The organism is Sulfurimonas sp., from assembly GCF_026991475.1.
In the GTDB taxonomy this organism is placed as follows: Bacteria; Campylobacterota; Campylobacteria; order Campylobacterales; family Sulfurimonadaceae; genus Sulfurimonas.
Genome location: NZ_JALXBK010000047.1, coordinates 134,959 through 161,442 on the forward strand (window position 1 = coordinate 134,959; position 26,484 = coordinate 161,442).

General features: G+C 34.7%; 28 protein-coding genes. 12 read left to right on the forward strand and 16 right to left on the reverse strand.

Annotated features, from left to right (window positions below; genetic code table 11):
* Window positions 1-2: 2 nt before the first annotated feature.
* Genes MV589_RS03990 through alaS form a run of 7 tightly spaced genes read right to left on the reverse strand, consistent with a single transcriptional unit; the run spans window position 3 to window position 9,214 of the window.
* Window positions 3-2,009 (reverse strand): penicillin-binding protein 1A, encoded by a 2,007-nt coding sequence (locus tag MV589_RS03990; protein WP_297432269.1) that lies wholly within the window; start codon window positions 2,007-2,009, stop codon window positions 3-5.
* Window positions 2,006-2,695, reverse strand: coding sequence for an ATP-binding cassette domain-containing protein (locus MV589_RS03995; protein ID WP_297432271.1), 690 nt, complete (start codon window positions 2,693-2,695; stop codon window positions 2,006-2,008). Before MV589_RS03995 ends, MV589_RS03990 begins: the two co-directional genes overlap by 4 nt.
* Window positions 2,692-3,783, reverse strand: a complete 1,092-nt coding sequence (locus tag MV589_RS04000; RefSeq protein ID WP_297432273.1) for an aminotransferase class I/II-fold pyridoxal phosphate-dependent enzyme — start codon at window positions 3,781-3,783, stop codon at window positions 2,692-2,694. Before MV589_RS04000 ends, MV589_RS03995 begins: the two co-directional genes overlap by 4 nt.
* Window positions 3,780-5,591, reverse strand: coding sequence for a sensor domain-containing diguanylate cyclase (locus MV589_RS04005; RefSeq protein WP_297432275.1), 1,812 nt, complete (start codon window positions 5,589-5,591; stop codon window positions 3,780-3,782). The genes MV589_RS04000 and MV589_RS04005 overlap by 4 nt, the downstream gene beginning before the upstream one ends.
* A complete protein-coding gene (gene maf, locus MV589_RS04010; RefSeq protein ID WP_297432277.1) occupies window positions 5,588-6,136 on the reverse strand; it encodes a septum formation inhibitor Maf in 549 nt (182 codons plus the stop codon). The genes MV589_RS04005 and maf overlap by 4 nt, the downstream gene beginning before the upstream one ends.
* Window positions 6,126-6,662, reverse strand: a complete 537-nt coding sequence (locus MV589_RS04015) for a hypothetical protein (RefSeq protein ID WP_297432279.1) — start codon at window positions 6,660-6,662, stop codon at window positions 6,126-6,128. The genes maf and MV589_RS04015 overlap by 11 nt, the downstream gene beginning before the upstream one ends.
* Window positions 6,662-9,214 carry an alanine--tRNA ligase gene (gene alaS / locus MV589_RS04020; protein WP_297432280.1) on the reverse strand — a complete coding sequence of 851 codons (2,553 nt, stop codon included), beginning with the start codon at window positions 9,212-9,214 and terminating at the stop codon, window positions 6,662-6,664. The genes MV589_RS04015 and alaS overlap by 1 nt, the downstream gene beginning before the upstream one ends.
* Before the next feature lie 750 nt (window positions 9,215-9,964).
* Here alaS and MV589_RS10970 point away from each other — a divergent pair.
* The 12 genes from MV589_RS10970 (at window position 9,965) to MV589_RS04080 (ending at window position 19,051) form a co-directional block, all read left to right on the forward strand.
* Complete coding sequence (locus tag MV589_RS10970; protein ID WP_521966167.1) at window positions 9,965-10,549, forward strand: methyl-accepting chemotaxis protein; 585 nt, start codon at window positions 9,965-9,967, stop codon at window positions 10,547-10,549.
* 79 nt (window positions 10,550-10,628) lie between these two features.
* Window positions 10,629-11,000 carry a NifU family protein gene (locus MV589_RS04030; RefSeq protein ID WP_297432284.1) on the forward strand — a complete coding sequence of 124 codons (372 nt, stop codon included), beginning with the start codon at window positions 10,629-10,631 and terminating at the stop codon, window positions 10,998-11,000.
* Between the two features lies 1 nt (window position 11,001).
* Window positions 11,002-11,598, forward strand: a complete 597-nt coding sequence (locus MV589_RS04035; protein ID WP_297432285.1) for a flavin reductase family protein — start codon at window positions 11,002-11,004, stop codon at window positions 11,596-11,598.
* Between the two features lie 9 nt (window positions 11,599-11,607).
* Window positions 11,608-12,345 carry a sulfite exporter TauE/SafE family protein gene (locus MV589_RS04040; RefSeq protein WP_297432287.1) on the forward strand — a complete coding sequence of 246 codons (738 nt, stop codon included), beginning with the start codon at window positions 11,608-11,610 and terminating at the stop codon, window positions 12,343-12,345.
* Between the two features lie 9 nt (window positions 12,346-12,354).
* Window positions 12,355-12,879 carry a methyltransferase family protein gene (locus MV589_RS04045; protein ID WP_297432289.1) on the forward strand — a complete coding sequence of 175 codons (525 nt, stop codon included), beginning with the start codon at window positions 12,355-12,357 and terminating at the stop codon, window positions 12,877-12,879.
* Window positions 12,876-14,711 carry a mechanosensitive ion channel domain-containing protein gene (locus tag MV589_RS04050; RefSeq protein WP_297432291.1) on the forward strand — a complete coding sequence of 612 codons (1,836 nt, stop codon included), beginning with the start codon at window positions 12,876-12,878 and terminating at the stop codon, window positions 14,709-14,711. Before MV589_RS04045 ends, MV589_RS04050 begins: the two co-directional genes overlap by 4 nt.
* Window positions 14,708-15,865 (forward strand): calcium:cation antiporter, encoded by a 1,158-nt coding sequence (locus MV589_RS04055; protein ID WP_297432293.1) that lies wholly within the window; start codon window positions 14,708-14,710, stop codon window positions 15,863-15,865. Before MV589_RS04050 ends, MV589_RS04055 begins: the two co-directional genes overlap by 4 nt.
* A 141-nt stretch (window positions 15,866-16,006) precedes the next feature.
* The gene (locus MV589_RS04060; RefSeq protein ID WP_297432295.1) at window positions 16,007-16,273 is read left to right on the forward strand and encodes a BrnT family toxin; all 267 of its coding nucleotides are present in this window, start codon (window positions 16,007-16,009) and stop codon (window positions 16,271-16,273) included.
* A gap of 1 nt (window position 16,274) precedes the next feature.
* Entirely contained in the window at window positions 16,275-16,544 is a 270-nt protein-coding gene (locus MV589_RS04065; RefSeq protein WP_297432297.1) for a hypothetical protein, read from the forward strand.
* A 115-nt stretch (window positions 16,545-16,659) separates the two neighbouring features.
* The gene (locus tag MV589_RS04070) at window positions 16,660-17,361 is read left to right on the forward strand and encodes a peroxiredoxin (RefSeq protein WP_521966165.1); all 702 of its coding nucleotides are present in this window, start codon (window positions 16,660-16,662) and stop codon (window positions 17,359-17,361) included.
* A gap of 10 nt (window positions 17,362-17,371) precedes the next feature.
* Window positions 17,372-17,767 carry a rhodanese-like domain-containing protein gene (locus MV589_RS04075; protein ID WP_297432298.1) on the forward strand — a complete coding sequence of 132 codons (396 nt, stop codon included), beginning with the start codon at window positions 17,372-17,374 and terminating at the stop codon, window positions 17,765-17,767.
* A 165-nt stretch (window positions 17,768-17,932) separates the two neighbouring features.
* On the forward strand, window positions 17,933-19,051 hold the full coding sequence (locus tag MV589_RS04080) for a multiheme c-type cytochrome (RefSeq protein ID WP_297432300.1): 1,119 nt from the start codon (window positions 17,933-17,935) through the stop codon (window positions 19,049-19,051).
* A gap of 10 nt (window positions 19,052-19,061) precedes the next feature.
* On the opposite strand, the gene MV589_RS04085 is transcribed toward MV589_RS04080, so the two are convergent.
* The 9 genes from MV589_RS04085 to MV589_RS04125 form a co-directional block, all read right to left on the reverse strand.
* Window positions 19,062-19,337 (reverse strand): DUF134 domain-containing protein, encoded by a 276-nt coding sequence (locus MV589_RS04085; RefSeq protein WP_297432302.1) that lies wholly within the window; start codon window positions 19,335-19,337, stop codon window positions 19,062-19,064.
* A gap of 15 nt (window positions 19,338-19,352) precedes the next feature.
* Window positions 19,353-19,727 carry a NifB/NifX family molybdenum-iron cluster-binding protein gene (locus tag MV589_RS04090; RefSeq protein ID WP_297432304.1) on the reverse strand — a complete coding sequence of 125 codons (375 nt, stop codon included), beginning with the start codon at window positions 19,725-19,727 and terminating at the stop codon, window positions 19,353-19,355.
* Window positions 19,724-20,443 (reverse strand): c-type cytochrome, encoded by a 720-nt coding sequence (locus tag MV589_RS04095; protein WP_297432305.1) that lies wholly within the window; start codon window positions 20,441-20,443, stop codon window positions 19,724-19,726. Before MV589_RS04095 ends, MV589_RS04090 begins: the two co-directional genes overlap by 4 nt.
* The gene (locus MV589_RS04100; RefSeq protein WP_297432307.1) at window positions 20,440-21,765 is read right to left on the reverse strand and encodes an MFS transporter; all 1,326 of its coding nucleotides are present in this window, start codon (window positions 21,763-21,765) and stop codon (window positions 20,440-20,442) included. The genes MV589_RS04095 and MV589_RS04100 overlap by 4 nt, the downstream gene beginning before the upstream one ends.
* On the reverse strand, window positions 21,758-22,933 hold the full coding sequence (locus MV589_RS04105; protein WP_297432309.1) for an MFS transporter: 1,176 nt from the start codon (window positions 22,931-22,933) through the stop codon (window positions 21,758-21,760). The genes MV589_RS04100 and MV589_RS04105 overlap by 8 nt, the downstream gene beginning before the upstream one ends.
* A gap of 50 nt (window positions 22,934-22,983) precedes the next feature.
* A complete protein-coding gene (locus tag MV589_RS04110) occupies window positions 22,984-23,637 on the reverse strand; it encodes an MBL fold metallo-hydrolase (protein WP_297432311.1) in 654 nt (217 codons plus the stop codon).
* The gene (locus tag MV589_RS04115; protein WP_297432313.1) at window positions 23,621-24,874 is read right to left on the reverse strand and encodes an MFS transporter; all 1,254 of its coding nucleotides are present in this window, start codon (window positions 24,872-24,874) and stop codon (window positions 23,621-23,623) included. The genes MV589_RS04110 and MV589_RS04115 overlap by 17 nt, the downstream gene beginning before the upstream one ends.
* Window positions 24,875-24,913: 39 nt before the next feature.
* Window positions 24,914-25,450 (reverse strand): NifB/NifX family molybdenum-iron cluster-binding protein, encoded by a 537-nt coding sequence (locus tag MV589_RS04120; protein WP_297432315.1) that lies wholly within the window; start codon window positions 25,448-25,450, stop codon window positions 24,914-24,916.
* A 188-nt stretch (window positions 25,451-25,638) separates the two neighbouring features.
* A complete protein-coding gene (locus MV589_RS04125; RefSeq protein WP_297432318.1) occupies window positions 25,639-26,202 on the reverse strand; it encodes a Tll0287-like domain-containing protein in 564 nt (187 codons plus the stop codon).
* Window positions 26,203-26,484: the final 282 nt, after the last annotated feature.

Sequence of the window (26,484 nt, forward strand, 5' to 3'; positions counted from 1 at the left end):
AGTTAAAATACTAACTCCCCTTCTGGATCTGTATCTTCATCTACACGGGGAGGCTTAGAAATATTACTAAAATACTCTTTTTTGCCATTAATTTGTACCTCTATTATACCATCTGGCACATCAAATTTACGCTTAATTTGAGGGTAAAGTTTTAGTAACTGCTGGTAATATCTCCTAAACGCAGGACCTGAAACACGCCCTCCTGTCTCTTTATGATACATTGGTGTATTGTCATCATTACCAAACCAAACTACTGTCTCAATTGTTGGAGAATAACCAGCAAACCATGCATCCATATTGTTATTTGTTGTACCAGTTTTTCCTGCAAGTTCTATACCTCTTGCTCTTGCGCGTCGCCCCGTTCCTCTTTTTACAACATCTTCTAAAATTGTTGTCATAATATAAGACTGAGTCTGAGGTGAAGTTCTCATTTGTTTGTCTTGTTTCTCATAAACAGTACTGCCTCGTTTCTCTATAGAACTAATAAGATGAGGAGCAACCTGCACACCTTTGTTAGAAAATGATGTGTAATAACCTGCCAATTGAAGTGGTGAAAGAGAGATTGTTCCAAGTGCAATAGATAAATCATGTGGCAAATTTTTAATATGAAACTTTTGCAACTCTCTTAAAAGCTGATGCAATCCTATATCGTTAACAAGATTAATGGTTGCAAGGTTTCTTGAGTGTACCAAGGCATTTCTCAAGGAGATAAGCCCTTTGTAATCTTTTTCATAATTTTCAGGCTGCCACTTCATATCTTTACCATTTTTTTCATAATCATAAGTTTTTGCAATATCAACAAGTTTCGTAGCACCACTGTACCCCAAATCTATGGCAACCTGATAAATAAACGGTTTAAATGCAGAACCAGGTTGTCGTCTACCTTGTGTTGCACGATTATAAGAACTTTTTTTATAATCTACACTTCCAACAAGTGCTAAAATATCCCCACTTTTTGAATCCAAAGAGACCATTGCACCATTTAACTGTGACACATTGACATCTTGTGGCTCAAACTCTTCATCTCCATTTGCACGTGCCTGTTCTAATTTTTGTAAATCTTTTTCTTTATACTTCCCTATTCTTTTTAGTGCTAAATCATAAGCATATTTGAGTGATTTTTTTGCTGCATTTTGTAATCGTAGATCAATAGTCGTATGCACTTCATACCCACCAGTTTTAAAATCTCTAATACCCATCTTTCTCATTCTTCTCTCAACAGCATCAACAATGAAAGGGGCTCTATTTTGAGTAAGTGTATCATTATAAACTTTAGGGTTTTCAACCAGTGCTTTTTCAAACGCAGCGTCATCAATCCATCCTAGAGTATGCATTCTCGTCACAACACGATTTGCTCTACCCATAGAAATTTCATAATTTTTCGTTGGTGCATAGGTACTTGGTGCTTTTGGCAATCCAACTAAAATTGCCATCTCTTTGAGTGTCAAATCTGATAACTTTTTATGAAAGTAGCCATTTGCCGCCGTTTTAATGCCATAATAACCATGTCCATAATAAATTTCATTCAAATAACGCTCAAGTATCTGCTCTTTTGTTAAAGCATTTTCTACTTTATAGGAGTAAATAAACTCTTTTATTTTACGAGAAATCTTTTTCTCACGAGTAAGAAGTTTATTTTTTACAAGCTGTTGGGTAATTGTACTTGCTCCCTCTACCATCTTTCGTGCCTTGACATCTTTAATGAATGCCCGAAAAATAGCACCAAAATTCACCCCAGAATGTTCAAAAAATGTTGTATCTTCTATGGCAACAAGGGCTTCGACTATACGAGGAGGAATATCATTAAATTTAACATAAGATCTATTTTGTTTATCAAATACATTTGCAATTTTTTCACCATTTTTATCATATATATGACTAGTAAGTGGTGGATTAAAATTGACTAATGATGATATGTCATAATTATAATTAAAATAGTAATACCCTACTATAAGAAAAGGAGACAAAACTCCCAATACAAAAAGTGTTATAAATGTTTTTTTTATCATTCTCTATATTTCCTATTTGCAAAATTTGCTTCTATTAATGTTTTTGTATACTCTTGTTCTGGATTACTCAAAACATTCTCTAAATTCCCAGATTCAACAACCAGCCCATCTTTAATGATGCAAACATCCTCGCATAAATCTTTTGCAGATGCAATATCGTGCGTAACAAAAAGCATTTTAAATGCCTCTTTTTTTTGAAGCTTTTTTAAAAGTTCTAAAATAATCTGCTTGGTTTTTGGATCAAGCGCCGTTGTTGGTTCATCTAGCAGTAAAAGCTTAGGATGCTTCTCTAACGCCATTGCAATCACAACCCGTTGGAGTTGTCCTCCAGAGAGTTCAGGGGCAAAGCGCTCTAATAATGCCTGATCTAAACCAACGGCATCAAAAAGTGCTGTTACTCGTTCCTTTTTTGCAAAAAATTGTTTTTTAATCTTTGTTAGCGGTGAGAGTGCTGTAAAAGGATTTTGCGGCACAAACGCAACGCTCTCTCCACTCACAAGTTTAAAATCAAAATCTTCTTCTAACTCTAGTTGCATACCCTGTGGTAACATCCCAAGCAGTGCTTTAATAGTCAAACTTTTTCCACTTCCACTCTGCCCAATAAGAGCCAAAGAGTTTTTTATATCAAAAGCAATATTGACTAAATCTTTCTCTTTATAAACAATTTTAAGTTTTGATACACTCATTTTCTTGCCAACACTTCACACAAAGTTCTCAAATCATCACAACTCTCACCAACTCTAGCAATAAGACGAATAATCGCTTTTTCTACCGTGGGTTGGCGTATTGCACCAACTGCATATCCTAAAGAGAGTAGTTCATTTTTTATCTCTATGACCTTTTTATTGTCACCATAAACAATGGGGACTATAAGTCCATCTACTTTTATACCAAGTTTTTCGTTTATTATGGATTTACGCAAAGCTATTGCTTCTTTTAAAGTCGCTATGTTTGAGAGAATATAGTTTAAAGAGTTATGTGCTAAAAGGGTGTCATACAGCGAAAGAGAAGTCGCATAGATGATAGGCTTTGCCCTATTTAAAAGATACTCAGAGATATGTAGTGATGATAAAATAAAAGCACCAAAGCTTCCATAAGCCTTACCGAGTGTCCCCATTTTTATGTAGTTATTTTTCACTTTAATGTCATAATAATCAAAAACACCCATTAGTTGCTCTCCAACAACACCACTGCTATGTGCTTCATCCACTAAAAGCATTGCTTCATATCTATCAGCTAAGGTAAAGACCTCTTTTGCACATAAATCACCATCCATCGAGTAGATGCCCTCAACTGCAATAAGGCTGCGTTTAGCACTACTGCGTTTGAGTAACTCTTCAAGATGATTCATATCATTATGGCGAAATAGCACTACATTTATAGTACCAATTTGAGAGGCTAAAACTCCAGAAGCATGGTAAAGTTCATCCATAAAAAGTGTATCGCCTTTTCTCATTAACGCTTCAATTATGGCAATATTTGCATTAAAACCACTCCCTAAAACTATACCTGCTTCAAAACCATTTGCCTGACAAAGTGCATCTTCAAAATCTTTATGTATTTTATGGTAACCATTGACAAGCATCGAAGCTTTTGGAGCATGCACTGCGTTTAGAGACAGGGCTTGACAAGCTTGAGTATGGAGCTCTTTTTTATGAGCAAGTCCCAAGTAGTCATTTGAAGCAAAATCTTTCAGGCTATAATCCACTAACTCACGTGAGCGAAATCTTTGCGCCTTTTTTAGTGCTTTTAGCTCATTTTCATAAAAATTCATCCTAAAACCACTTTGTTTCTACCACTCTTTTTGGCTTCATATAGAGCATTATCAGCACGTTTAAACATACTGTCTTTATCTTCATCATTTTCATGTTCGGTCACACCAAAACTCATAGTAATAGGCACAATATGCTTCGATTTTTCTACAATTTTTCGTATCTTTTCTGCCAATTTATAGGCATCAATTTTCGTAGTATGAGGTGCAATAATAACAAACTCTTCTCCACCAATTCTACAGAGGGTATCACTATCTCGTAGTATCTCTGAAATTAGCTCCGTATATTCTATTAAAACTTTATCACCAACATCATGTCCATGAATATCATTTACCTGTTTAAAGTGATCTATGTCAAACATAATAATAGAGAGTGGAATATCATACCTACATGCACGAGAAATTTCATACTGTATGCGTGATTCATAAAAACGTCTGTTTTTTACTCCAGTCAAAGGGTCTGTTACGCTTCGCTCTTCAAGCTCATGTTTATAAATTTCCTGTTCAGTAATATCCGATAAAATAATCGCATTTTGCAGAGGTTTTTGAGATATAATAGAAGCTGAAGCGAGAAAATAAAAAATCTCTCCATCTATATCCATCTTAATCTTATTATTTTCACCTTGATGTTGTAGAAGATAATCTACCCAATTCACTCCATTCATCTCTTTTTGTATATAACCATCTTCTTGAACAAAAAATTCACATATACAAGAGTTCTCTTGAAGAAAACTTCTCAAGGTTTTATACTTTTTAAAATAGTGAAAAAATGCATTATTTACATCTGTCATGCTCTCTTTATTATTTGTAATTATCATATTTTCAGAGGTATTTATAATACTCCTGTAATATTTTTTCTGTCTTTGGAGTACATAATATATGCCAATATTTCCAACAATAGCAATAAAGGTAACAACAATAAAACCAAAAATCAACCATTTTAAAATAAAATCATCTCTATTCTCAGAACTTATATCTTTAAGTTTTTCAAACATAATATATGCACCAACAGGATTATGATGATCTGTTATAAGATAAGAGGTAATAAGATAACCATTCTCAATCTTATAAGAGTTGTTAAAATAATCTTGCATATTATGTCTTGAGAGATACTCAATAAGTTTTTTGTCTGCCATCTTATTTGAAACATAATAATTAGCTATAAATGTTTTATTCCATGGATGCTTGAGTTGTTTTTTAAAATACTCATCCGCTACTACTATGGACTGTACACCCTCTTGTGCTAAGAGCTTTGTAATAGAGTCAAAATGCGATATAACCTCTACCAAACCCATAAATTTACCATCAGAAAATATAGGGGCAATGGACTTAAGTGATAGATTAAATGCTCCTGTACTAATTGACATTTGTGGTTTTTTGATTTTAAGTGCACTTCTAATATCTGCTCTAATTTTACTTAAATCATCTCCATGATTCAAACTCCAACTTCTATAGAGTGAAATTCCCTTAGTGTCAATTACCTGAATCCAAATATTTTTATAAAATGTGTTCTCAGAATATTGAGTAATTAAATCATCATAATATGAGGCAGGAATCTCTTTTTTGTTTATATATTTTACAAGCTCTTTGTCATGAGTAGCAAGTGTTATTGCCAATCCTAAAGTAGATTTTTGCTTTGCCTCAATCATATTTTTCAAACTCGCTCTTAAGGTAAGTGCTTGTTTTTCATAATTATTATGAATAAAATCCTCTTTTGTAGATTTTAAAAAATACAAATAAGCAAAAATTACAAGTAATGCGAGAAGTATAAACGCAAGACTAGAGATATAAAGACGGCTATTTTTTATCATCTAAAACTCTTTAAGACCTCAACACAGAGTCCCATAGCAGTACTCTCAAAGCCTTTTACCTCTTTGATGTAGCTTTTACAAAAGCCCTCCACCATACAAGCTCCAGCTTTTCCTCTCCACTCACCACTCTCTAAATACTCTTCCAAATCTTCTTGATTAAAATCATCAAAAATATAATCGGTCTGGGAGATGTCAATAATCTTTTTTTGCTTAGATTGATAAATCATACAGGTGATAATACTCGTAATATTTCCACTTTGTGTCATTAAAATATTACGAGCGTCATCTTTGCATTTTGCTTTTCGAAGAATGTGACCTTGTGAAGTCACAACAGTATCTGCTACCAACAGTGGATACTCTTCGTATCCAAAAGCTCTCAGATTTGCCTCATACTTACCAAGCGTTGCCTGATAAACAAAGTTTTTTGGACTATGGGCAACAATGCTCTCTTCATCAAAATCAACACTCTCTTGAATAAAATCAATACCCGCTGCGTTTAACAATAGCGCTCGTGTTTGTGATGAAGAACATAATCTAATAGGCATTTCTAAGTGTCACTCCCAAATAAATAGCAACTAAGCCTAATATAATGTTAAGAGGTACCATATAGTTACCAATAAGCCCAAGACTTTTTTTCGCACCTGCACTGTCACCCTTATCGAGTAATTTTTGGGCTTTGTTACGTAAAAGAATCATAAGTGCCAAGTTTCCTGACATAACCATCCAAATAACCTCTTTTGTATGGACAAAGTTATAAATATGCATAGCATAAGCATCAATAACATTGCCATTTGCATCAACTGCCGCTGCACGAAAACCAAGTCCAACAGACATAATTACAGCAGTAATAATAAGAATAATCACAAAAGGAGAAACAATAATAAAAAGACGCTTCAAGGCTTGTGAAATTCTCTCTAATCTATGCAGAGGAGACTCTATACTCATAAATGCAGGATGCGCAGCAAATTTCATAGCAATCATACCACCAACCCAAACAACAGCACTTACAACATGTAAAAATACAATCTGCGTTCGATAGTCTGCAAAAAATTCTACTAAAAACGCTTTCATTATATAAGAACCTCTTTTATAAACGCAAGCGCTGCCTCTTTTGCCTCTGGAAGTTTTGAAGCATCTTTTCCTCCGGCTTGAGCAAAGTCAGGGCGACCACCACCGCCACCGCCTAAAATGGGAGCAATTTTTTTAATCCAATCACCTGCTTTTGCACCACACCCTTTCACACCAGCAGCAATAAGAACTTTATCTCCTTTTACTTGAAAAAGCATAGCACAAAGTTTCTCATTTTGATTTTTAAGCTCATCTATTTTCTCTTTAATGTCGCCATTAGGAAACTCTTCAACAACTACTGCCACACCATTAACATCATCTGCTTTTATCTCAACTTTTGAAGACTCTTGTGCCTCTTTAAGTTCAGTTTTAAGTTCATTAATACCTGATTTAAGTCTATGAATACCTGCTAAAACATCAAGATTTTTCACTTCACTTTGTGCCTGATGCAGCAGTGCTCTTTGTGCTACAAAATAGTTATAGGCTGCGTTTCCACATACTGCTTCTATTCTTCTTACACCAGCACTTACTCCACTCTCTTTTGTAATAATAAAGCTTCCAATATTTGCCGTATTTTCCACATGCACACCACCACAAAACTCTACTGAAGTCTCTGCAAATTTTACAACACGCACTTCATCGCCGTACTTCTCGCCAAATTGACTTTTTGCACCAGATTTTTTTGCTTCTTCTATTGGAAGAACCTCTGTTTGAGCAGGAATTGCACGCATAATCTCTACATTTACCCGTTTTTCTATCTCGCTAAGTTCTGCTTCACTTAAAGCTTTTGGATGAGAAAAATCAAAACGCAATCTTGTCGCTTCAACAAGTGAACCAGCCTGAGAAATGTGCTCTCCAAGTTCATCAAATAAAACAGCATGAAGCAGATGAGTAGCAGAGTGATGTTTTGTAATCTCATTACGAGAAATATCTACAATAGCATCTACATTTATGCCTACTTTTATGCTTGAAGTTACAGCAATTTTAGAGAGATTTATATCGAAAAATTTTCTTGTATCAAGAACCTTTGCACGGCACTGTAACTCTCCAATATCACCACACTGTCCACCACTTTGTGCATAAAAAGGAGTTTTATCAAGCATTACCCAGCCATTTTCTCCAATATCTAGCGCATCTACTTTTTTGTAGTTTTCATCTAAAAGTGCCAATACCTTTGCAGCATGCTGTGTTGTCTCATAGCCTACAAATTCATTTGTGCCAAATGCTTCAAGCAACTCTTTAAAATCACCTTGCACTGCATCATCACCACTACCCTTCCAAGCAGCTTTTGCTCGTGTTTTTTGTGCACTCATAAGCTCTTCAAATTTTGCACTGTCAAGACCAAGATTTTTCTCTCGTAACATATCTTCAGTCAAATCAAGTGGAAAACCATAAGTATCGTACAGTTTAAACGCAACCTCTCCTGAAAAAATCTCTTTTGTATTTTGAAGTTCCATATTAAAAAGTGCAATTCCAGATTCAATAGTTTTGAAAAAACGTGCCTCTTCAAGCTCTATTTGTTCTTTTACAACATCAGATTTCTGGATTAAGTACTCATACTCACCACCCATAATATCTGTCAATGTATCGACAAGCTTATACATAAAAGGCTTACGAAGACCTAGCAGATAACCATGACGCACAGCACGGCGAAGGATTCTACGAAGAACATATCCGCGTCCCTCATTAGAGAAGTTTGTCCCTTGAGAGAGAAGAAAAACAGCCGTTCTTATATGGTCAGCTATAACGCGATAAGATGCGCCGCTCGCATAGACATACTCTCTGCCCACCATATCTTCAACTTTACGGATGATTGGCATAAATAGAGATGAACCATAGTTTGAGAGTGCGCCCTCTTTAATGGCAACGACTCTCTCTAAGCCCATTCCTGTATCTATGGAAGGTTTTGCTAGAGGAATACGTTCACCACCTTTTACTTTCACCTCGTACTGCATAAAGACAAGGTTCCAGATTTCTAAAAATCTATCACCCTCTCCACCCATATAATCTTCAGGACCGCTAAAGTGCTCTGCACCCTGATCATAAAAAATCTCAGAACATGGTCCGCATGGTCCAGTATCGCCCATTGCCCAAAAGTTATCTTTATCGCCTAGACGCATAATTCTCTCAGCTGCTATATGCTTTTTCCAAAACATTTCAGCTTCATCATCACTCTCATGAATGGTCACCCAGAGCTTACTCTCATCGAGATGTAAAACTTCGGTAATAAACTCCCACGCATAAGCTATGGCTTCCTCTTTAAAATAGTCACGAAAACTAAAGTTTCCAAGCATTTCAAAGAAAGTGTGGTGGCGTGCAGTATGCCCTACATTTTCAAGGTCATTATGCTTCCCTCCTGCACGAATACAAGTTTGACATGAAGTCGCACGAGGATTTTTAGGAGCTGGAATCTCTCCTGTAAAAATTGACTTAAACGGAACCATACCCGCATTGTTAAAAAGCAGTGTTGCATCATCTGGAACAAGTGGAGCTGAAGCCACCCTTGTATGATTTTTTGATTCAAAAAATTTCAGAAATTCTTCTCTAATATCCATGTAGTTTTCTCTTTTATAAAATTACGCGATTATATCCAAAATGAGCTAAAGATACGAACTTTTTTCTCTAGTAAAGATAATTTATGATATTATTGCTTATAAATTTTAAATAGAGAAGTGGAGATAATTATGGGTTTTTTTTCAAGTAATAAAGTAGAGTACGATTTTGGATTTTTAAATAAAGAGGTTACATCAATCTTAAATGACAAAAAGATAGTCGTCTTTGAAAATGAAAAAAAAGTACTTAATTCTACAGATGTAGAAGAAAAAATCAAAACACTTTTCGCCATTAAAAACAGAGAGATGTTCTACTGGGAAGAGTTTAAACGCACTTATCCTGTCGGAATGTTTGCCGTTTTACCTGATAGAAAATTTGTAGAGTGGAATGATGATTTTAAAAATCTTGTAAAATGGAATGACAGTGATTTAAGAGATGTCAGCGGTGCAGGAAAAGTACTCTGGCCAAGTAACCCTAGCGAATGTCAAGTTTGTAAAATTGTTGGACAATTCGATATGAAAGAGAAAAAAGCTGGATATGGCAATGCAAATGTTGAAGATAAAAATGGAAAAATCATTCCTGTATTTGTTTATGTAATTCCTGTTTTTATGAGCGGCAAACTCGATAGAACATTTGTTATCATTAGAGATAGACGCGAAGAGATACAAACCAGAAAAGAATTTTTACAGGAGCAGACTGCACCTATTATTAAAAGACTTGCAAGATTACGCGATAGAGATATTTCAGACCTTATGCATCTTGATGAAAATTCTGAACTCAAAGCACTTGAAGAGCCTATTAATTCCATCATTAGAACCCTTCAAGGCATAGTGAGCCAAACGCAAACCTCAGCAAATGAAGTCGATGAAGACTCTGCAAAAACAAAAGAGGTTGTCAAAAACTCAGTAGAGTGGGCAAGTGGAGAGTTCCAAGCTGCACAAGCAGAGCTTGTAGAAAAAGCAAAATCACTAGAATCTTCAACAAATGAGATTGAAAATATGGTCGGACTCATCAAAGACATCGCGGACCAAACAAATCTACTTGCACTAAACGCAGCCATAGAAGCTGCACGTGCGGGTGAGCATGGTCGTGGCTTTGCTGTAGTTGCCGATGAAGTAAGAAAACTAGCAGAGAGAAGCCAGCATGCGACTTCTGAAATTACAGCGACTATTTCCGTCATTAAAGATGCAACTTTTACCATGGTCTCAGACATCGAACGCTCAAATGACGACGGAGAAAAACTGGTAAATGATCTTTCTCAAATAGATGAAAATGTTGACTCCATCGAAGAGCATGTGAATGTACTTAAAAATGCAATCGAAGGTTTTAAACTTTAGCATATATTTAGCAAAATAAACTAAACTTATTTTAAATATAAAAGAATATAATTTTTTTAGATTAATTAGAGGGTATATTATGCAATTTTTAGATGAAGATATTTATGATGCTGTAGAGAATTACATTCCAAAAGTAAGTGAGTATGTAAATTCTCACGGCGGAGGGATTGAACTTTTAGGGGCAAAAGATGGTGTTGTTTACATCACTCTTACAGGTGCTTGTGGTGGTTGTTCTATGAGTTTAATGACTACAAAAATGGTTGTGCAAAAAAAACTACGTGAGCTTATTCACCCAGAACTTCAAGTTGTTAATGTCGATGGAACTCCTGAGAATGTTATGCCGCAGGATGCCTACACAGGAAAAACAACTACAAATGAAGAAAAAGATGAAACTGCTCATGAAGAAAAACATGGCATGCTAGATAACATAAAACACATAGTAGGTCTTTAAGATGCTTGTTGATTATGCAAACAAAGAGCTCACACAAAAGTACCAACTTATGGCTCAGACCATTATTCCAAGACCTATTGCCTGGATAGTCACTCAAAATGAAGAGGGGCTTCTTAACATTGCACCTTTTAGCTACTTTATGGGGTTAAGTTCTGAACCTGCCACTATGATGGTAAGCATTGGGCATAAAAGTGATGGCAGCCAAAAAGACACACTTAAAAACCTGCGTGAAACAAAAAAATGTACCATTTGTATGGTTGATGAGGCACATCTTGAAGCGATGCACTTTAGCTCTAAAGAGCTTGGGGCAAATGAGAGTGAAGCCACTGCGTTTAACATTGAGACAAAAGAGGTTGTAGAGGGTTTTCCTCCTATGGTTGCAGGTGTTCCTAGTGCATTTTTTTGTGAATTTTATCAAGAGATAGAGTTAAAAAGTTCAAAAACTATTCCTCTCGTTGTCGAGATAAAAGCACAATTTATTGATGATAAAATCATAAGTGATAAAGAGAGAATTACACTTGATTATGCACCTCTTGCACGAGTTGGAAAAAGCTATGCCCTTCTTAGTAAAAACATTACACCACCAACTATAAAATAGTAATCATAAATGCATGATTATATACTCTACTCACTTATAACACTTGTTCTCTCTGTCATATTTTCTATGGGCGGAGCAGGAGCAGGAATAGCTCTTATTCCTATTCTCAGTTTTTTAGGATTTGATTTCAATGTTGCTAAAGCAGTTGGTCTTTTTGCGGGAGCTTCCACAACTATAACTTCAAGCATTATGAACATCAAAAGAAAAGTAGTTGATTACAAGTTTGTATTTCCTCTTGCTGTTGCAATGCTTATTTTTGCACCACTTGGTGCATATGCCAGTAGTTTTATAGATGAAAAAATTGTAAAATTTCTCTTTATGCTTATGCTTTTTTACTCTGCAACTATGATGATGTTTGGCAAGAAAAAAGCTCTTTTTAATGCAGAATCAATATATATGCTTTTTATAGTAGGCAGTAGCATAGGGTTTTTATCTGGACTTTTAGGAGTAGGAGGTGGGAACATACTTATACCTCTTTTGTTACTTATAGGGTACGAGCCTAAAAAAGTAGCGGTTGCTGTCAGTTTTGTCGTTCCATTCTCTGCACTTAGTTCCTTTTTTACCTATGCTTCTTATGTTCCCCTTGACTGGGTAATGCTTCTTGTTGTTGCACTCTCAGCCATAGTTGGTGGCTACATCGGAAACTATATGATGCACTTCAAACTCAAACAGAGTCATATTAAAAAAGTTATGGCGCTGCTTTTATATCTATTAGCACTCAAGTTACTTTGGCATTTTATCGCATAAGGAAAATTTATGAAAATCAATACCACTCCCTCTGTAGTCGTACGAATAGTTTTATGGCTCTTTATGCTAATAGGCGGTGCTTTGTATACATATAGCATTGACAAGAATGACCTCCTTTTTCACTCGCCACTCTTTCATCTACTCTCAGCACTCATCGGTCTTTTTATACTGCGTTTAGCCTTTCGCGCAGCAGCCAATGGCGGTAAAGAGTTAGCAAAAGGAAGAGGTGAAAATATGCCGCGTTTAGAGACAAACAAGCTTGTTACATCTGGCATCTACAAATGTATGCGCCACCCTATGCTCTTTGGTCTCACACTCCTACCCCTTGGTTGGGCACTGCTTTTAGGTCTGCCAACTTTCATTACCATAATTGCTCCATTAGAGATGCTCTTCATTGTTTTTATGATAACAGTCTTTGAAGAGATGGAAGTCAAAAGAAAGTTTGGTAATGAGTACAAAATATATGCGCAAAGAGTCCCGATGGTCTCTTTTAAACGCAGTTGTCTTAAAAGACTTTTTAAGAGAAGAGCATGAAACTAATATTTACAATATGGATTTTACTCTTTACACAACTTAGTGCAGCAGATATAAACGCAACACTGATTAATGCAAATAAAAATGTATATGTAAACTTACTTAAAACATTAAATAAATCAGCAACGAAAAAAAATGAGCAGACGCTTTTACAAGTTGCACTACTAGAAAGACTGATTTCATCTCCTAAACCGTTAAAGCAAGCTCAATCACATCTGAGTGTTCCAAAAACAGCAAAAGATGCGCAAAAAGTTCTTTTTCAATGGTTCAATCTTCTTGATAAAATTGCTACACTACAAACAAAGCAAAAATCTTTACAAAGTAAAAAAGCAACTCTACAAGATGAAATAACAAACGCATTACAAACAGATCCACTACTCTCTACATATCAACTACAATATGTACTTTACCAAAAAAAAATATCTTTTCTCAAAAAAGAGCTGACTCTTTTAAATAAAAGAAGAGAAGCAATAGAAAAAATAGTTATAAATATTCCAAAGATAGTGCTTTTAAAACAAGAAACGCTAAAAAAGCAAGAAGAAAAATATTTACAACAACTCATCTATGAAAATAAAAAATTCAAAGAGTTACAAATAAAAAAAGAGCGTATAGAGCTTTTAGAAAATCCTAGAGAGCTCACAAGAGTAGAAAAAAACATCACAGCAGAAGGGGTAAAACAGCAACAAATATCGCAACAGCTCATCGCAACAGATTTTTTGATTTTTTGTAATGAGTTACAACAGAAGAAACACACTGCTTTTACATATAAACAAAAAATTATGCAACTAGAAAAAGACAACATTAAAAGTGCTGCATTAGATAATCTTTTAAGCACTATGGAGCAAAAATATCTAGGTATTATATATACTATTGGCGGAGCAACTGAACAGACAGTAAAAAACTCAGCAGAATCCATCTGGAATTTACTTGCTAATCCACTCTTTCACATCAATGAGACTCCTATTAGTATTTTAAAATTAATTTGGGTTGTCTTTATTTTACTGTTTGGCTTTATTTTTGGTGCTCTTTTTAAAAGAAAAGTCTTAAAAGAAAAAAATAGTGATGATGATGCAGAAGCCACAGAACAATCTTCTCGTTCAGCACGAATGATTATTTCAAATATTGGCTATTACATCATTATAATCATTGCATTTTTCAGTTCACTGAAAGTGGTTGGAATTAACCTCTCATCTCTTGCAGTAGTAGCTGGTGCACTCTCTGTTGGAATAGGTTTTGGACTACAAAACATTGTCTCAAATTTTGTTTCAGGTCTTATTTTAATGTTTGAGAGAAGTGTCAAAATTGGAGACTATATACAAATTAATGATGATTTAAGAGGACGAGTGACAGACATAAGAATGCGCTCAACCACCATAAAAACAAATGCAAATATTGATGTCATTATTCCAAATCAAAACTTCATCCAAAACAATGTCATTAACTGGACAATGACAGATAATATTAAACGATTTGAAATCCCTTTTGGAGTAAAATATGGGACAAACCCTCAAGAGGTCATTGATGTACTACTTAAAGCTGTAAAAGAGAGTGACTTTAAAGATATTTATAATTCTCGTACACACTTTACAAGAGTTCTTATGACAGAGATGGGAGATAGTAGCATCAACTTTAATCTCTTTGTATGGATAAAGGGGAGAGAGATTCTCTACCCAAAACGAACTACATCAAGATTTTTGATTCTAATCTATGATGCGCTCAATGAGCATAACATTGAAATACCATTTCCACAGGTTGATTTACATGTACGCTCCATTGAAGCTGCACTACCAATCATAAATACAGATAAAATCCAAGAACAAGGAAAAAATTGAGTAGCAGCATACAAGAAGAGAATAAATTTATCTCTTATCTACAAGATTACTGGGATATATATGTAGGAGTGTTTTGTGTTGCTTTAGCATTTTACTTTTATCATAATAATATGGATGCATTAGCAACTATTGTTTCAGCAGTTGCCATTGGCACGCTCTCATTGACAGTTTCTGAGATTGCCGAAATTCTCTCTGAGCGATTTCCTGAACCCTATGGAAGTTTTGTGCTTACTGCAAGTGCTGTTATAGTTGAGATTATACTTCTATATATGATTTTACTCCAAGCGGTACAAGACCCTGAAGTTGTAAAGACTGTAAAGGGTGGGATTATTGCTGCTGTTATTGTAGATATGAATGTACTGCTTGGATTTGCAGTCTTTGTAGGAGGTCTGCGTTTTGTGGAACAAGAACACAACAAAGATACCTCTAGCACCTACACAACCATCTTACTTGTAGCAAGTTTGGCACTCCTTGTACCGAGTATTTTAAATGAGAGTAATCACTCTCAAACTACACTCTATCAAGTCTCTATGATTCTCTCAGGCTTATTGATGATTTATTATATTATTATTGTCGTATTTCAGACCAAAACGCATACACATTTTTTCAAACAAACTGCAAGAAGCAGACTACTCAGACTTAAAAGAAAAATGAAAGAAGAGCATGATGAGGAAGAAGATGATGACTATCTATTTGACAGATTTAATAATTTTGGCTTAATAGTTGCAATATTCATTTTTATTGCCATTATTGCACTCAGTGCGGAGATATTTGCACATGATGGGATGAAACTTGCTGCAGATTATGGCATTTCTCATGGTATTGCAGGCTTAATTATTGCGCTAATTTCTGCATCTCCAGAGTTACTCACAGCAGTTAAGGCTGCAAAAAATGATGAGATACAGCGTGTCATCAACATTGCCATGGGAGCATCTACAGTCTCCATACTTGTAACAGTTCCCGTTCTAATGGGACTAGCATATGCTAGTCATATCAACTTGACACTAGACTTTAGCCCACTTGAGATTGGGGCACTCATCTTTACAATTATTTTAGCGTGGAAGACTACAGAAGAGGGTCATACCAACTACATTGAGGGGCTATCGCACCTTATGTTCTTTGCTGCGTTTACAATTATTGCAGCGTATTATTAATAAGCGATATGAAGGGAATGAAAAATAAAATCTTAACAAAAATAGTCGAGAAAAGTACAAAAAATATTTATCAGCACTAAATAAGGAATTTGAAGTTACTATACATATGGTATAATTATCTTATATGTGAAAAGGTCTTAGATGTATAGATGGAATGAAGAAAAAAATGAGTTATTATTATCTCAGAGAGGCGTTAGTTTTAATGATGTTCTCTATGAACTAGAAAACAATGGAGTTATAGATAATTATAAACATCCAAATATTGAGAAATATCCAAATCAATATATTTATGTTATTTCTTTAAAAGGCTATATTCACTATGTACCATATGTAAAAAATGACGATTATATATTTCTAAAAAATATAATACCAAGTAGAAAGTTAAATAAACAGTATAAAGGAGTTTAGTATGAATTATTCAAATGAAGAATTAGAGCTATTGAATGACATAGAAAGTGGTAATATAAAGAGTGTACCATTTGATAATGATAAAATAAAACAAATGGCAAAAGAGACAAGACAATACAACCAAGAAAAGAAACAAATTAGCATAAATCTTAAAAGATCAGATTTAGATATGATAAAACAAAGAGCAGATAATATTGGAATATCTTACCAAAATATTATACAAGCGTTGATACATAATTATACAAGCAATAAAATAAGTATAAATATTTAATGAAATAGGTATTTTTAATGCTTCACTTTTATTATAGAAGATAATTTTTATCGTTTACTAAATATTGTCTTTATAGTTTTATAATTTCAACATATCAAAAATATAAGGAGTTGCAATGGCATGTGACGCTCCAATTCAAGTAAAAAAAGAGGTTGTCTCAGAACATGAGACTGAAATATCAACTATAAAAGAGGAGAAAAAAATGAGTTCAACATTAGTAATGCAAAAAGCACCAGAGTTTTCTATGGAGGCGTATGACGCTAAAAGTGGTCACTATACAACTGTTAGTAGCAGCGATTATGAAGGGAAATGGCATGTGGTCTGTTTCTATCCTGCTGACTTTACTTTTGTATGTCCTACTGAGATTGCAGCGATGAATGCAAAATATGATGAGTTTCAAGCGATGGGTGTTGATATTTTAGCAGTATCAACTGACACTAAATTTTCTCATAAAAGATTTGTAGAGACAGAACCACTTTTAAAAGATTTAAAACTGACTATGGGTGCTGATGGTACAAAAGAGGTGAGTCGTGCTTTTGGTGTACTTCTTGAAGATGAAGGTGTTGCACTTCGTGGTAGATTTCTTATAAATCCAGAGGGTGTTGTCGTAGCACAAGAGGTTCAAGCGCCATCGGTCGGTAGAAATGTAAATGAGTTCTTAAGACAAGTAGAAGCGTGGCAACATGCTACAAGAACAGGTGAAGTTTGTCCTGCAGGATGGAGACCAGGTAAAAAAACACTGCCAGTAAACACTGATGTAGAACAGATGACAGGTCGTGTTGGTGATTACATCACAATTGAAGAAATTTTAAGTTAAAGGAAAAAATATGGCAACAATAACAAAAGAGACATTAACACAAATCATTGCTAATGATGTTAAAAAAGAAAATTTAGGTCTTGTAGATTTACATAAAACAAGAGAGTTGTTGATGGATGCTGGTGCAGTTCTTTTAGATGTAAGACCACCAGCAAAAGTAGAAGGTGACAATGCTCAAGAAGCAGGAATTGCCAACGCTTTTTATACTCCATATCCAAAATTTACAGACTCTTTAGACCTGCTACCAACAGATAAAAATACACCTATAGTTGTAGGCTGTTTAAAAGCTTGGTTTGCAAACCGTGTAATGGGTTACTTAGAAGTGATGGGCTATACAAATGTTTATGTTTTAGATACTAGTATTGTTGATCTCATAGAAGTACACTACGCACATACAAATCGCTAGATTATGCTTAGAGACCTCTAATAACGGGTCTCATAAGCAAATTTTTTCTCCTAATTCAGTATTTTTACCTTATTCAAACCTTTTGAAATGATATTAGTCAATAATTTTTCAAAAAAATTATGTCATACTTTAAACTATTACATATAATTGAAAACAAGGTCAAAAATGATAAAAATTATTTTTCTTACTCTATTTGTCACACTTTTGTCGGCAAGCTATCGTACAAATAAATCGTGCAGTGAGTGTCATCAACAAATTTTCCAAGAGTATCAAAGTTCTTACCACTCTAAGACATATTTCAACGATAAGCTACATAGAAAAGTTGCCAACCTAGCAGCAAGTGAAGATCATTATAATTGTGCAACATGTCATATGCCATCGGCTCAAAACCAAAAAGAGTTAGCTAATGGTACTCTAAAACCTGATTCATCAAAACAGAGAGAAAAAGATGCTATTAGTTGTTTTTATTGTCATCAGATTGCCTATGTAAAAAAAGCCCATCTTAAAAACAAAATAATTCTTACCAAACAAATAGCAAATTATAAACCAACTTTATACGGCTCTTTAAAAAATCCTGACGAGAGTGATAAACACACAATGACACATAGCCCTATTTATGACAAATATGTCTGTTCTGGCTGTCATTCACATAAAAGAAACACCCATGGTACGCTAATCTTTGATGCGATGAATGGCAAGATGGACAGTAAAGAGTGTATTAAATGTCATATGCCTCTTGTAGCTGGAAAAGTTGAAAAAATGAACAAAAAAATTCGTACGCAACATCATGACCATAGCTTTAATGGCATACATAATATGAGCATGAGAAAAAAAGGGATAGAGTTAAATATTCATGTAAAGAATAAAAAAATTGAAGTGAGCATTAAAAATAAAATGCCTCATCCACTTATCATCCAAGTTGCAAGGTTAAATTATTTACAACTTAATATAAAAAGAGATGGCAAAATCATCTGGCAAAATTATAAAAAATCTCCTACTGAGGACAAACAGGGTATATTTAAAATTGATTTTTTAGGGGCTGATGGAAAACCTGTTGTTATACCTGCTTTTGCATACAAAAGAGGGTTTGTAAACAATATAAAAGCAAAAGAGACAAAAAAATTGATTTATAATGTTCCAGACTTGAAAGATGGTGATATAATCACAGCTTCTATGTATGTGATATTAGAAAAACCTAGCTGCTGGAAAACTCTAAATTTACAAGATTCCAGTTTAAAAACACCAATGCTTTTAAAAAGTAAAATATATACAATAGAGAAATAACAAATTAATTTTAACCTATTCGTATCGCCTTAGTATGCAAAAGAGCATCTGCAATTTTTCCCCTAGCAGACTCTATAAGGCGAGAGAATGTGGTGCGAGAGATGCCCATTTTATCTGCACACTCTTGCTGGTAAAGCCCTTCATAGTCTGCTAAACGCAGTGCTTCCATCTCATCTTCACGCAGTGCGACTCTTTCAAGTTCACTGCGTTTAACACCACATGGCTTAAAGCAGATATGGCTATGATCTGCATCTATATTTCTCTGTATTGGTTTTCTACCTCTCATACAAACCCCCTGCGTTTAGATATTGCCATCTAAAAAGTTACGCACTACCTCATCAGCTGTTGCACCATGTTTTTGACGTATTTTTTTTACTTTTAAGCCAATGGACTCTAATGCTTCTTTCATATTTTCACCCACAGCTTGCACTAAAATAATGTCACAATTTTTAAGCGCTTCTACATCTTTTCTATGTGAATTCGTATGCTCTTTATGTCCCATCTCAGAGTGGTCATGTTCTTCATTTTCTCTATGAGCATGATGCCCACCATCATGATGTTTGTTTGGCACTACTTCTACAAATTTATCATCATCATAAATCGCAAAGTATGCACTTTGTCCTGTTTTTTTTACTATTGTCTTTTTATCTTCATCTACTGCTAAAACTATTTTCATTTTTTATCCTTTTGTGATTTTAAAGAGAGTATCCACTGAGCAATTGTTTTAACATCTGCGTCTCTTAACTTTTTAAACGCAGGCATCACTGCACCTTTAGAGCTTGCATATTTTTTCTTACTACCATTTTTAATGCTATGCATCAAAACTGCTAATGAGTTTCCTTTTCTCTTTGCAATATCTCTAAATGCAGGTCCAACGATTTTTTTATCTACTTTATGACAAGAGAGACACCCATTTTTAAGCACCAATCGCTCACCTTTTGGCATTGCATTTAGTTTGTTTTCTAAAAGTTGTGCTTCATTCAGATTTTTCTCTGTAAAATGTGAGAACATATACTCTGCTATAGCTTGAAGCTCATCTTGTGTTACTTTTCCTTTTTGTGAAGGCATAATTCCATAAGTTTTCAGACTTGCTTTATCACAAAATGATTTACTCGCACTTGGATTTATAACATAATCTTTCACAAACGCAATCGCCTTTGGAATTCGCTGACTCTCATCTTCTGTTTTTATGAAATGTACTACATGAAAAGCAACTGCCATCATCGCTGGTGCTTTTTCATCTTTAAAAGTCTTAGGTGGCAGGTCAATATTATGACACTTCGTGCACTTTTGCTCTAAAAGTTTTTTTCCGTCTAAATTATTTACCTTTTTATCTTGTGAACAGCCACTAAAGAGTAATAATAGAACCGATGTTAAAAATATTATTCTCATTTTTCATCCTTTTTTAGTAATTTTCTAATACTCTCTTCATCTGTTAAACTCTCATCATATTTAACAACTACAACATGTTCTGTATCATTAATATACCACTCTATAACACCCTCTTTAGTGTGCAATTCTTGATGTTTAGCATGGTCTGTATCATCTAAATGAATGTAAGCAATTTTATTTTTTGCAGGATTATCAAGAGTAAAAAGCATAACAGCCCAAGCAATACATAAAACAATAATTCCATAAGAGACAACACTCAAACTTGTTATATCAAGAAGCATACCACCAATAAAACCGCCAATAAAAGTTCCAAAGTAACCAAAGCTATTGAAAATTCCAAGAACTTTACCTCTTTGATGAACTTTTGCATATTTTGAAGCTAAAGATTGCAATATAGGTTCTTGAAGATTAAAACCGATAAAAAAGATAATAACACCTGCAACAAATGCCATATATGTATGACTTAGTCCAATAATGAGATATGCAATAGCGAGAAAAAGAACACCAAGAAGTAAAATAAGTTTATACTTCCCTTTTTTCTCTGCTATCATAGCAGCAGGTCCCATTGCTAAAATTCCAACTATCATAGATGGAAGGTAAATTTTATAGAGTTCACTTTCGCTCCATCCATATGTCTTAATCAAAACAATAGGAATAATCATAAATGCAAAAGTCATAAAACCTTTTACTAGCATATTTGTTATGTTCATCTTCATGAGATTTTTATTTTCAAACATTTTAAATTTATCACTTTCTAAATATGTATGCTTAATGACTGGAGGATCCGGAACATATTTCACTAAAACATAAATAGATGCAAGTGCTAAAAATGTAACAATAAAAAACAGAGTAGGAACACCACCACAATAAGCAGCAATAGTAGGTCCAGCAATCATAGAGAGTGCAAATGCCATCCCAATACTTCCACCCATTATAGCCATTGCTTTACCACGCTCTTCCTCTTTAACTACATCACTAATAGTCGCAGTAATTACAGAACCAATAGCACCAGCACCTTGAAGCAATCGCCCAATAAGCAAGGTATAAACATCTGTCGCCAAACCAGCAACCAAAGAACCAATAGCAAAGATAATAAGACCAAAAATAATCGTCTTTTTTCTCCCTATTTTATCACTGATTGTTCCAAATGGAACCTGAAAGAGCATCTGCGTTATCGCATATCCACCGATGATAATACCAACCATAGTATGACTGGAGTTTGGCATATCTAAAGCATAGACAGAAAGCACTGGAAGGACTATAAAAAGCCCAAACATTCTTAACGAAATAATAAGATTTAGAGGTAATATTTTTTTAAACATTCATTTTTCCTTTTTGTATTGTAGCATCCAAAACAGATGCAAAACCAATGGCAATATATGCCAAAACTGCAGCGATTATGTAAGTAGTTTTCAAACCTATAGCATCACCAAAAACTCCCATAGCCAGCACTACAATAGAACTTATTGAGAAGTTTATACTCATATAGACACTGTTTATAAATGTCGGCATTTTTGTATCTAACTCATGAATAACAGAGAGCATAATAGGACCATTTGCAAACATAAAAATTCCCAAAAGTGCTAAAAGTGGAAACATTGTGTAGGGTGTTGTACTAAAGAGAAAAGCACTCATAGTAAGCGCTGCCCCACTTGACATGATGACAAGCGTTTTTTGTCTTCCGATTTTATCTGAAATAGTTCCCGAGGCAAATGTGCCAATAACCCCAAAGAACTGCAAAACTGCCAAAGCACTACTTGCTACCCACAAAGAGAAACCCTCTTGTGTGAGATAAATAGCCAGATAAAGCGTTACCGCCATCTTCATAGCAGACTGAAAAAACATAAAACCGCTCATAACACCAAAGAGAGGTAAAAAGCGTTTTACTTCACGCAGGGCATCGCCCTTCTCTCTCTTTTTTGTAAACTTTGTCTGAGTAAAGTTAAAATTTCTCAGTTTATAGTACAAAATCAGCGAAGCGATAATTCCAAAAGGCATAAGTCTCCAAGTACCCTCAAGTCCCCACAAAGAGACACCACCAGTGATTATCAAAGGACCAAGTGTACGCGCAAGCTCTCCACCAACCATAAAGTAACTCATTCCCCGTCCAAGTTTATCGCCAGAAGATGCTTTTATCATCCCGGGCGAGGGAATATGAAAGAGTGTTGAAGTAATCCCTGCAATAAAAAGTAAAATGAGTAACATCGCATAAGAGTTAGCCACGCCCAAGAGTGACATCACAACAGCAGTAAACGCAGGAGATAAAATCACAAAATAACGAGCATCACTCCTCTCAGCCAAAAGACCAAAGAAAGGATTTAAAAGAGAAGGAATTTTTCTAGCAATATCTAAAAAAGCACTCATAACAAGGCTCATACCAAGCTTATCTATAAGCAGTGGCAAAATAGGTGCTAAAAAAGCGGAGTAAGTATCTTGTACTAAATGTGCTACAGAGACCGTAGCAATGATATTATTATCTTTTTTTTGCAATTTAGCATTATCCTTGAAAACATATTACTGAAATTATATCGGTCATATGTTCACAAGTCAATAGAAAGAGTAAATAATTCAATTGCCCTGTCACCACTACAGTGTGTAGGTCTTGCACACTTAACACCCATCTCTTTAAGCGCATCTATTGTCTGTAATATTTTTTCATCACTACTTCTTAAAAGATGAAAACCACCCTCAACGCAGCGAATATCTCTACCAATAATCTCTCGTGCAACTTTTGTAATATTTTCAACTCCAAAGTGTCCACAACCCGTTATGAGCGTACTCTCTTGTTTATCTATTATGAGAGACTGCTCGGGAGTTTCATCTCCTAAAACTCCAGTTGTATAGAGATTTGCAAAAAGTTTTTGTGGTTTTTTCCCACAAACTACGACCTCTTTCACCAAAGTTTTCAGATCTTTAATCAAATGTTTTGAGAGTGAAGAGGGAACAAAGAGTGTAAGATTTGGATTAAGCTCAATAATGCTGTCTAAACCTCCAATATGATCCCAATGAGAATGTGTAATAAAAAGATACTCTATTTCCTTCACATCAACATTAAGTTGCTGCATATTTTTTAAAAGAACACGCCCATTGCTGCCTGTGTCAAAAAGAAGTTTATACTCCTCTAGGTAAGCACTAAATCCCCAAAGAGAGTGGCATGTATCACATACTTTATAGTTATCAAAAAGAATTTTCATGATTTTTATCTCCATATTTTTTTAACCCTAAACTTATAACTAAGCCTGCAAACAGAAGTCCAATAGTTAGAAAGTATATAAGCTCATAACTCCCAAAACTTTTCAGTAACAGACCACCAAGAATAGGAAAAAAAAGTCCAAATGAACTGAGATTTGTTTGCACCGCAGTATAAATAGGGCGTTTTTCTTCTGGTGCTATCTCTATAATGAGATTCATTCCACTATTTCCAAAACCATCAAGAGCTATGCCATAGAGAAAAAAGACAAGAGCATATATATAGCTATTATTCGCAAAAAGTGCAGCTGTAAACGCAGCTATCATAAAAATAAAACTCAAATAGAGCATCTTTTCATAATTGCTTATTTGTCTCCATAACAAAGAGCTTCCCACTATGCTTCCAAACATCTGTACCATTATGAATCCACCTAAAACCCAACCGGTCAAAGTAACACTGTTTTTTGCTTCTAAAATGACAAAAGGAATGGAGAGATAACAGGCAAAACTTAAAAAAATGGCTAAAGTCTGCTGCTGTAGTCGCTTGTCATCTTTAAGCGTGGCAAAGGCATTTTTTATAAAGAGCCCAAAATGTTTCTCTTTTTCTTGTACATTCTCTTTTAATGGTTCATCATCAATAGTACCAAAAATAAAAAAGCCAATACCCATAATAAAACTACTGACAATGAAAAGATAGGCATAATTAAGTGGCGCTTGAAAATGGCTCAAAACATATCCCGCAACACCACCACTAACGATGGAAGCAATAGAACCCGCAACCTGACGATTTGCCATGGTCTTTCCACGATACGCTTTAGAAAAAAGTTTTGCCTGAAGTTCTTTAAAATAGATTGCACCAAAACCAGCAGAGAGGGAAAAAGCAAAAAGCCCTAATCCTATAAAAGTAAGGGTAAGTGTTTTATGAGCATCTCCGATAAAAAAAATACTCAAACCAATACTAAACCAAGAGAGCCAACGAAAAAAAAATACTCTTCGTAAATAAGGCAAAACTTTTTTATAACTCTGTGCATGAAACGCAGCATAAAGCTGTGTGAGTATTGCCCCTCCACGCAACAAAGAGACAAAGAGACCAACAATAAGAGCACTATTACTAAAGTGCTCAATTATAAGCGGCAATACAGTCGAAGGCTCTGCTATGGTAATAGCTAAAGAGAGAAAAAATGCATGAGCTACATTTTTATAATTATTGGTCGGATTGTCCTGTTCATATAACTGACTCATTCTCTTGTCATTCAATTTTTACTCTCTCACTAATTTAGTTTATTTTTCTTGATTCTGTTTCATTGTTTCAATAACATCATCTACACTCTGCCCTTGAGCGGCTACTGGCGTTATACCAAGAGCAAGCAAATTATCTTTCACACCTTTACCAAACTCATAAGAGACAAAAATATCTACACCATTTGCTTTAAGAAATCTAGGAATTTCAGTACCAACATGAAGTCCTCTATTTCCTTCACTATCTTTTTCTATTACAATATTTTCATCTTTAATCTTTTTCATAATTGGATTTTCAATCATCTCTAAAAATTCACCCTCTGGAAGTGAATAAAAAACTATATTTTTTGCAAGCCCAATATGCTTTGCAAGACGCTCTCTACCATTTGTCATAAATGCCACTTTCATTTGTAATCCTTCCCTATTATTTTCATTTTTTGAAAAGATGCCTTGGAAATTTCTTCTTCCAAAACCTCTACCACCACCAAAACTTCCATTGTCACCAAAGTTTCTTCCTCTACTAAGGCCTCTGTGTTTTCTACCAAAACCTTGACCTTTTCCTCTTGTAAACTCTCTCATTTTAAATCCTTAAAATTTAGTTTATATGCACATATGTTCAGAATTATAACAAACATATGTTCATTTGTCAAATTTTTTAAGAGATTGAAAAATTAAAAAAAAGGGAAATTTATAAAAAAGTTTAAATTAGGATTGAAGTTCATCTCAAAATTTTAAGATGAACTGAGTGTAGAAATATGATGAAGTATTTATTTTATGATTGTAACAACAAACGCACCTCTAAAGTCGCCTTTTTTATATCCAACTGCTTTGTCATTTGGATATTTCGCTTTAATGAGTTTATATGCCTCTGGATCTCTTGTTTTTGCATCACCGTGACAAGTTAAACATACACCTTTGTTGATGAAAATTGGTTTATAAACTTTATAAGAGTTTTTCGCTATCTCTTTTACTATCATTTTAGGTACTGTTTTGTGTGCAGCTACATCACTCTGAATCTGCTCAAGCACTTTTGCTTCATCTGCCGTTGGTTTGTCTGCTGGGTTTCTATACTTAAGTGAAACTCTTTTTACACTTACACCTTTTGGATAGCTCGCATTTACCTTTTTAGCGATGCCCGATGCCTCATCAAGACAAAAACCTGCCGCTTGAACTGGTCCACCTGCTTTCATATTTTGTTTCATATGTGACTTTAAAGCTCCACCCATTTTCATAATGGCACTCTTAGCCTCTTGTTTTATCTCTTTATTTGTAGCAGCACTCAAAAGTGAAGCACTCGCCAGTAACATAATCGGCAATACGATTCTTTTCATTTTTCTTCCTTTTATAGTTTTATAATATACAAAATTATATCGGACATATGTTCACAAGTCAAGTAAAATCAACTCTTGTTTTAGAAGATAAGATATAATAAGCTATTCAAATGGAGAAAAAAATGGCAATGGCTAAAAACTTTAGTGTTGGATACGGATTTTTAATTATGGCAGCTGTGGTTATTGTACTTGCAGGCATTAAGGCTGCTTCTGCTATTGTAGTTCCCTTTTTACTTTCACTTTTTCTTGCCATTATTCTCTCTCCCCTGTTTTTATGGCTCA

Coding starts and splice junctions, on each gene's coding strand:
- MV589_RS04050 (WP_297432291.1), top strand. CDS start 12,876: ATGAAACTAATATTTACAATATGGATTTTACTCTTTACACAACTTAGT.
- MV589_RS04060 (WP_297432295.1), top strand. CDS start 16,007: ATGTATAGATGGAATGAAGAAAAAAATGAGTTATTATTATCTCAGAGA.
- MV589_RS04115 (WP_297432313.1), bottom strand. CDS start 24,874: ATGAGTCAGTTATATGAACAGGACAATCCGACCAATAATTATAAAAAT.
- MV589_RS03990 (WP_297432269.1), bottom strand. CDS start 2,009: ATGATAAAAAAAACATTTATAACACTTTTTGTATTGGGAGTTTTGTCT.
- MV589_RS04040 (WP_297432287.1), top strand. CDS start 11,608: ATGCATGATTATATACTCTACTCACTTATAACACTTGTTCTCTCTGTC.
- maf (WP_297432277.1), bottom strand. CDS start 6,136: ATGCCTATTAGATTATGTTCTTCATCACAAACACGAGCGCTATTGTTA.
- MV589_RS04035 (WP_297432285.1), top strand. CDS start 11,002: ATGCTTGTTGATTATGCAAACAAAGAGCTCACACAAAAGTACCAACTT.
- MV589_RS04095 (WP_297432305.1), bottom strand. CDS start 20,443: ATGAGAATAATATTTTTAACATCGGTTCTATTATTACTCTTTAGTGGC.
- MV589_RS04090 (WP_297432304.1), bottom strand. CDS start 19,727: ATGAAAATAGTTTTAGCAGTAGATGAAGATAAAAAGACAATAGTAAAA.
- MV589_RS04065 (WP_297432297.1), top strand. CDS start 16,275: ATGAATTATTCAAATGAAGAATTAGAGCTATTGAATGACATAGAAAGT.
- MV589_RS04125 (WP_297432318.1), bottom strand. CDS start 26,202: ATGAAAAGAATCGTATTGCCGATTATGTTACTGGCGAGTGCTTCACTT.
- MV589_RS04030 (WP_297432284.1), top strand. CDS start 10,629: ATGCAATTTTTAGATGAAGATATTTATGATGCTGTAGAGAATTACATT.
- MV589_RS03995 (WP_297432271.1), bottom strand. CDS start 2,695: ATGAGTGTATCAAAACTTAAAATTGTTTATAAAGAGAAAGATTTAGTC.
- MV589_RS04005 (WP_297432275.1), bottom strand. CDS start 5,591: ATGATAAAAAATAGCCGTCTTTATATCTCTAGTCTTGCGTTTATACTT.
- MV589_RS04085 (WP_297432302.1), bottom strand. CDS start 19,337: ATGAGAGGTAGAAAACCAATACAGAGAAATATAGATGCAGATCATAGC.
- alaS (WP_297432280.1), bottom strand. CDS start 9,214: ATGGATATTAGAGAAGAATTTCTGAAATTTTTTGAATCAAAAAATCAT.
- MV589_RS04070 (WP_521966165.1), top strand. CDS start 16,660: ATGGCATGTGACGCTCCAATTCAAGTAAAAAAAGAGGTTGTCTCAGAA.
- MV589_RS04110 (WP_297432311.1), bottom strand. CDS start 23,637: ATGAAAATTCTTTTTGATAACTATAAAGTATGTGATACATGCCACTCT.
- MV589_RS04075 (WP_297432298.1), top strand. CDS start 17,372: ATGGCAACAATAACAAAAGAGACATTAACACAAATCATTGCTAATGAT.
- MV589_RS04100 (WP_297432307.1), bottom strand. CDS start 21,765: ATGTTTAAAAAAATATTACCTCTAAATCTTATTATTTCGTTAAGAATG.
- MV589_RS04045 (WP_297432289.1), top strand. CDS start 12,355: ATGAAAATCAATACCACTCCCTCTGTAGTCGTACGAATAGTTTTATGG.
- MV589_RS04000 (WP_297432273.1), bottom strand. CDS start 3,783: ATGAATTTTTATGAAAATGAGCTAAAAGCACTAAAAAAGGCGCAAAGA.
- MV589_RS10970 (WP_521966167.1), top strand. CDS start 9,965: ATGCATCTTGATGAAAATTCTGAACTCAAAGCACTTGAAGAGCCTATT.
- MV589_RS04080 (WP_297432300.1), top strand. CDS start 17,933: ATGATAAAAATTATTTTTCTTACTCTATTTGTCACACTTTTGTCGGCA.
- MV589_RS04120 (WP_297432315.1), bottom strand. CDS start 25,450: ATGAGAGAGTTTACAAGAGGAAAAGGTCAAGGTTTTGGTAGAAAACAC.
- MV589_RS04015 (WP_297432279.1), bottom strand. CDS start 6,662: ATGAAAGCGTTTTTAGTAGAATTTTTTGCAGACTATCGAACGCAGATT.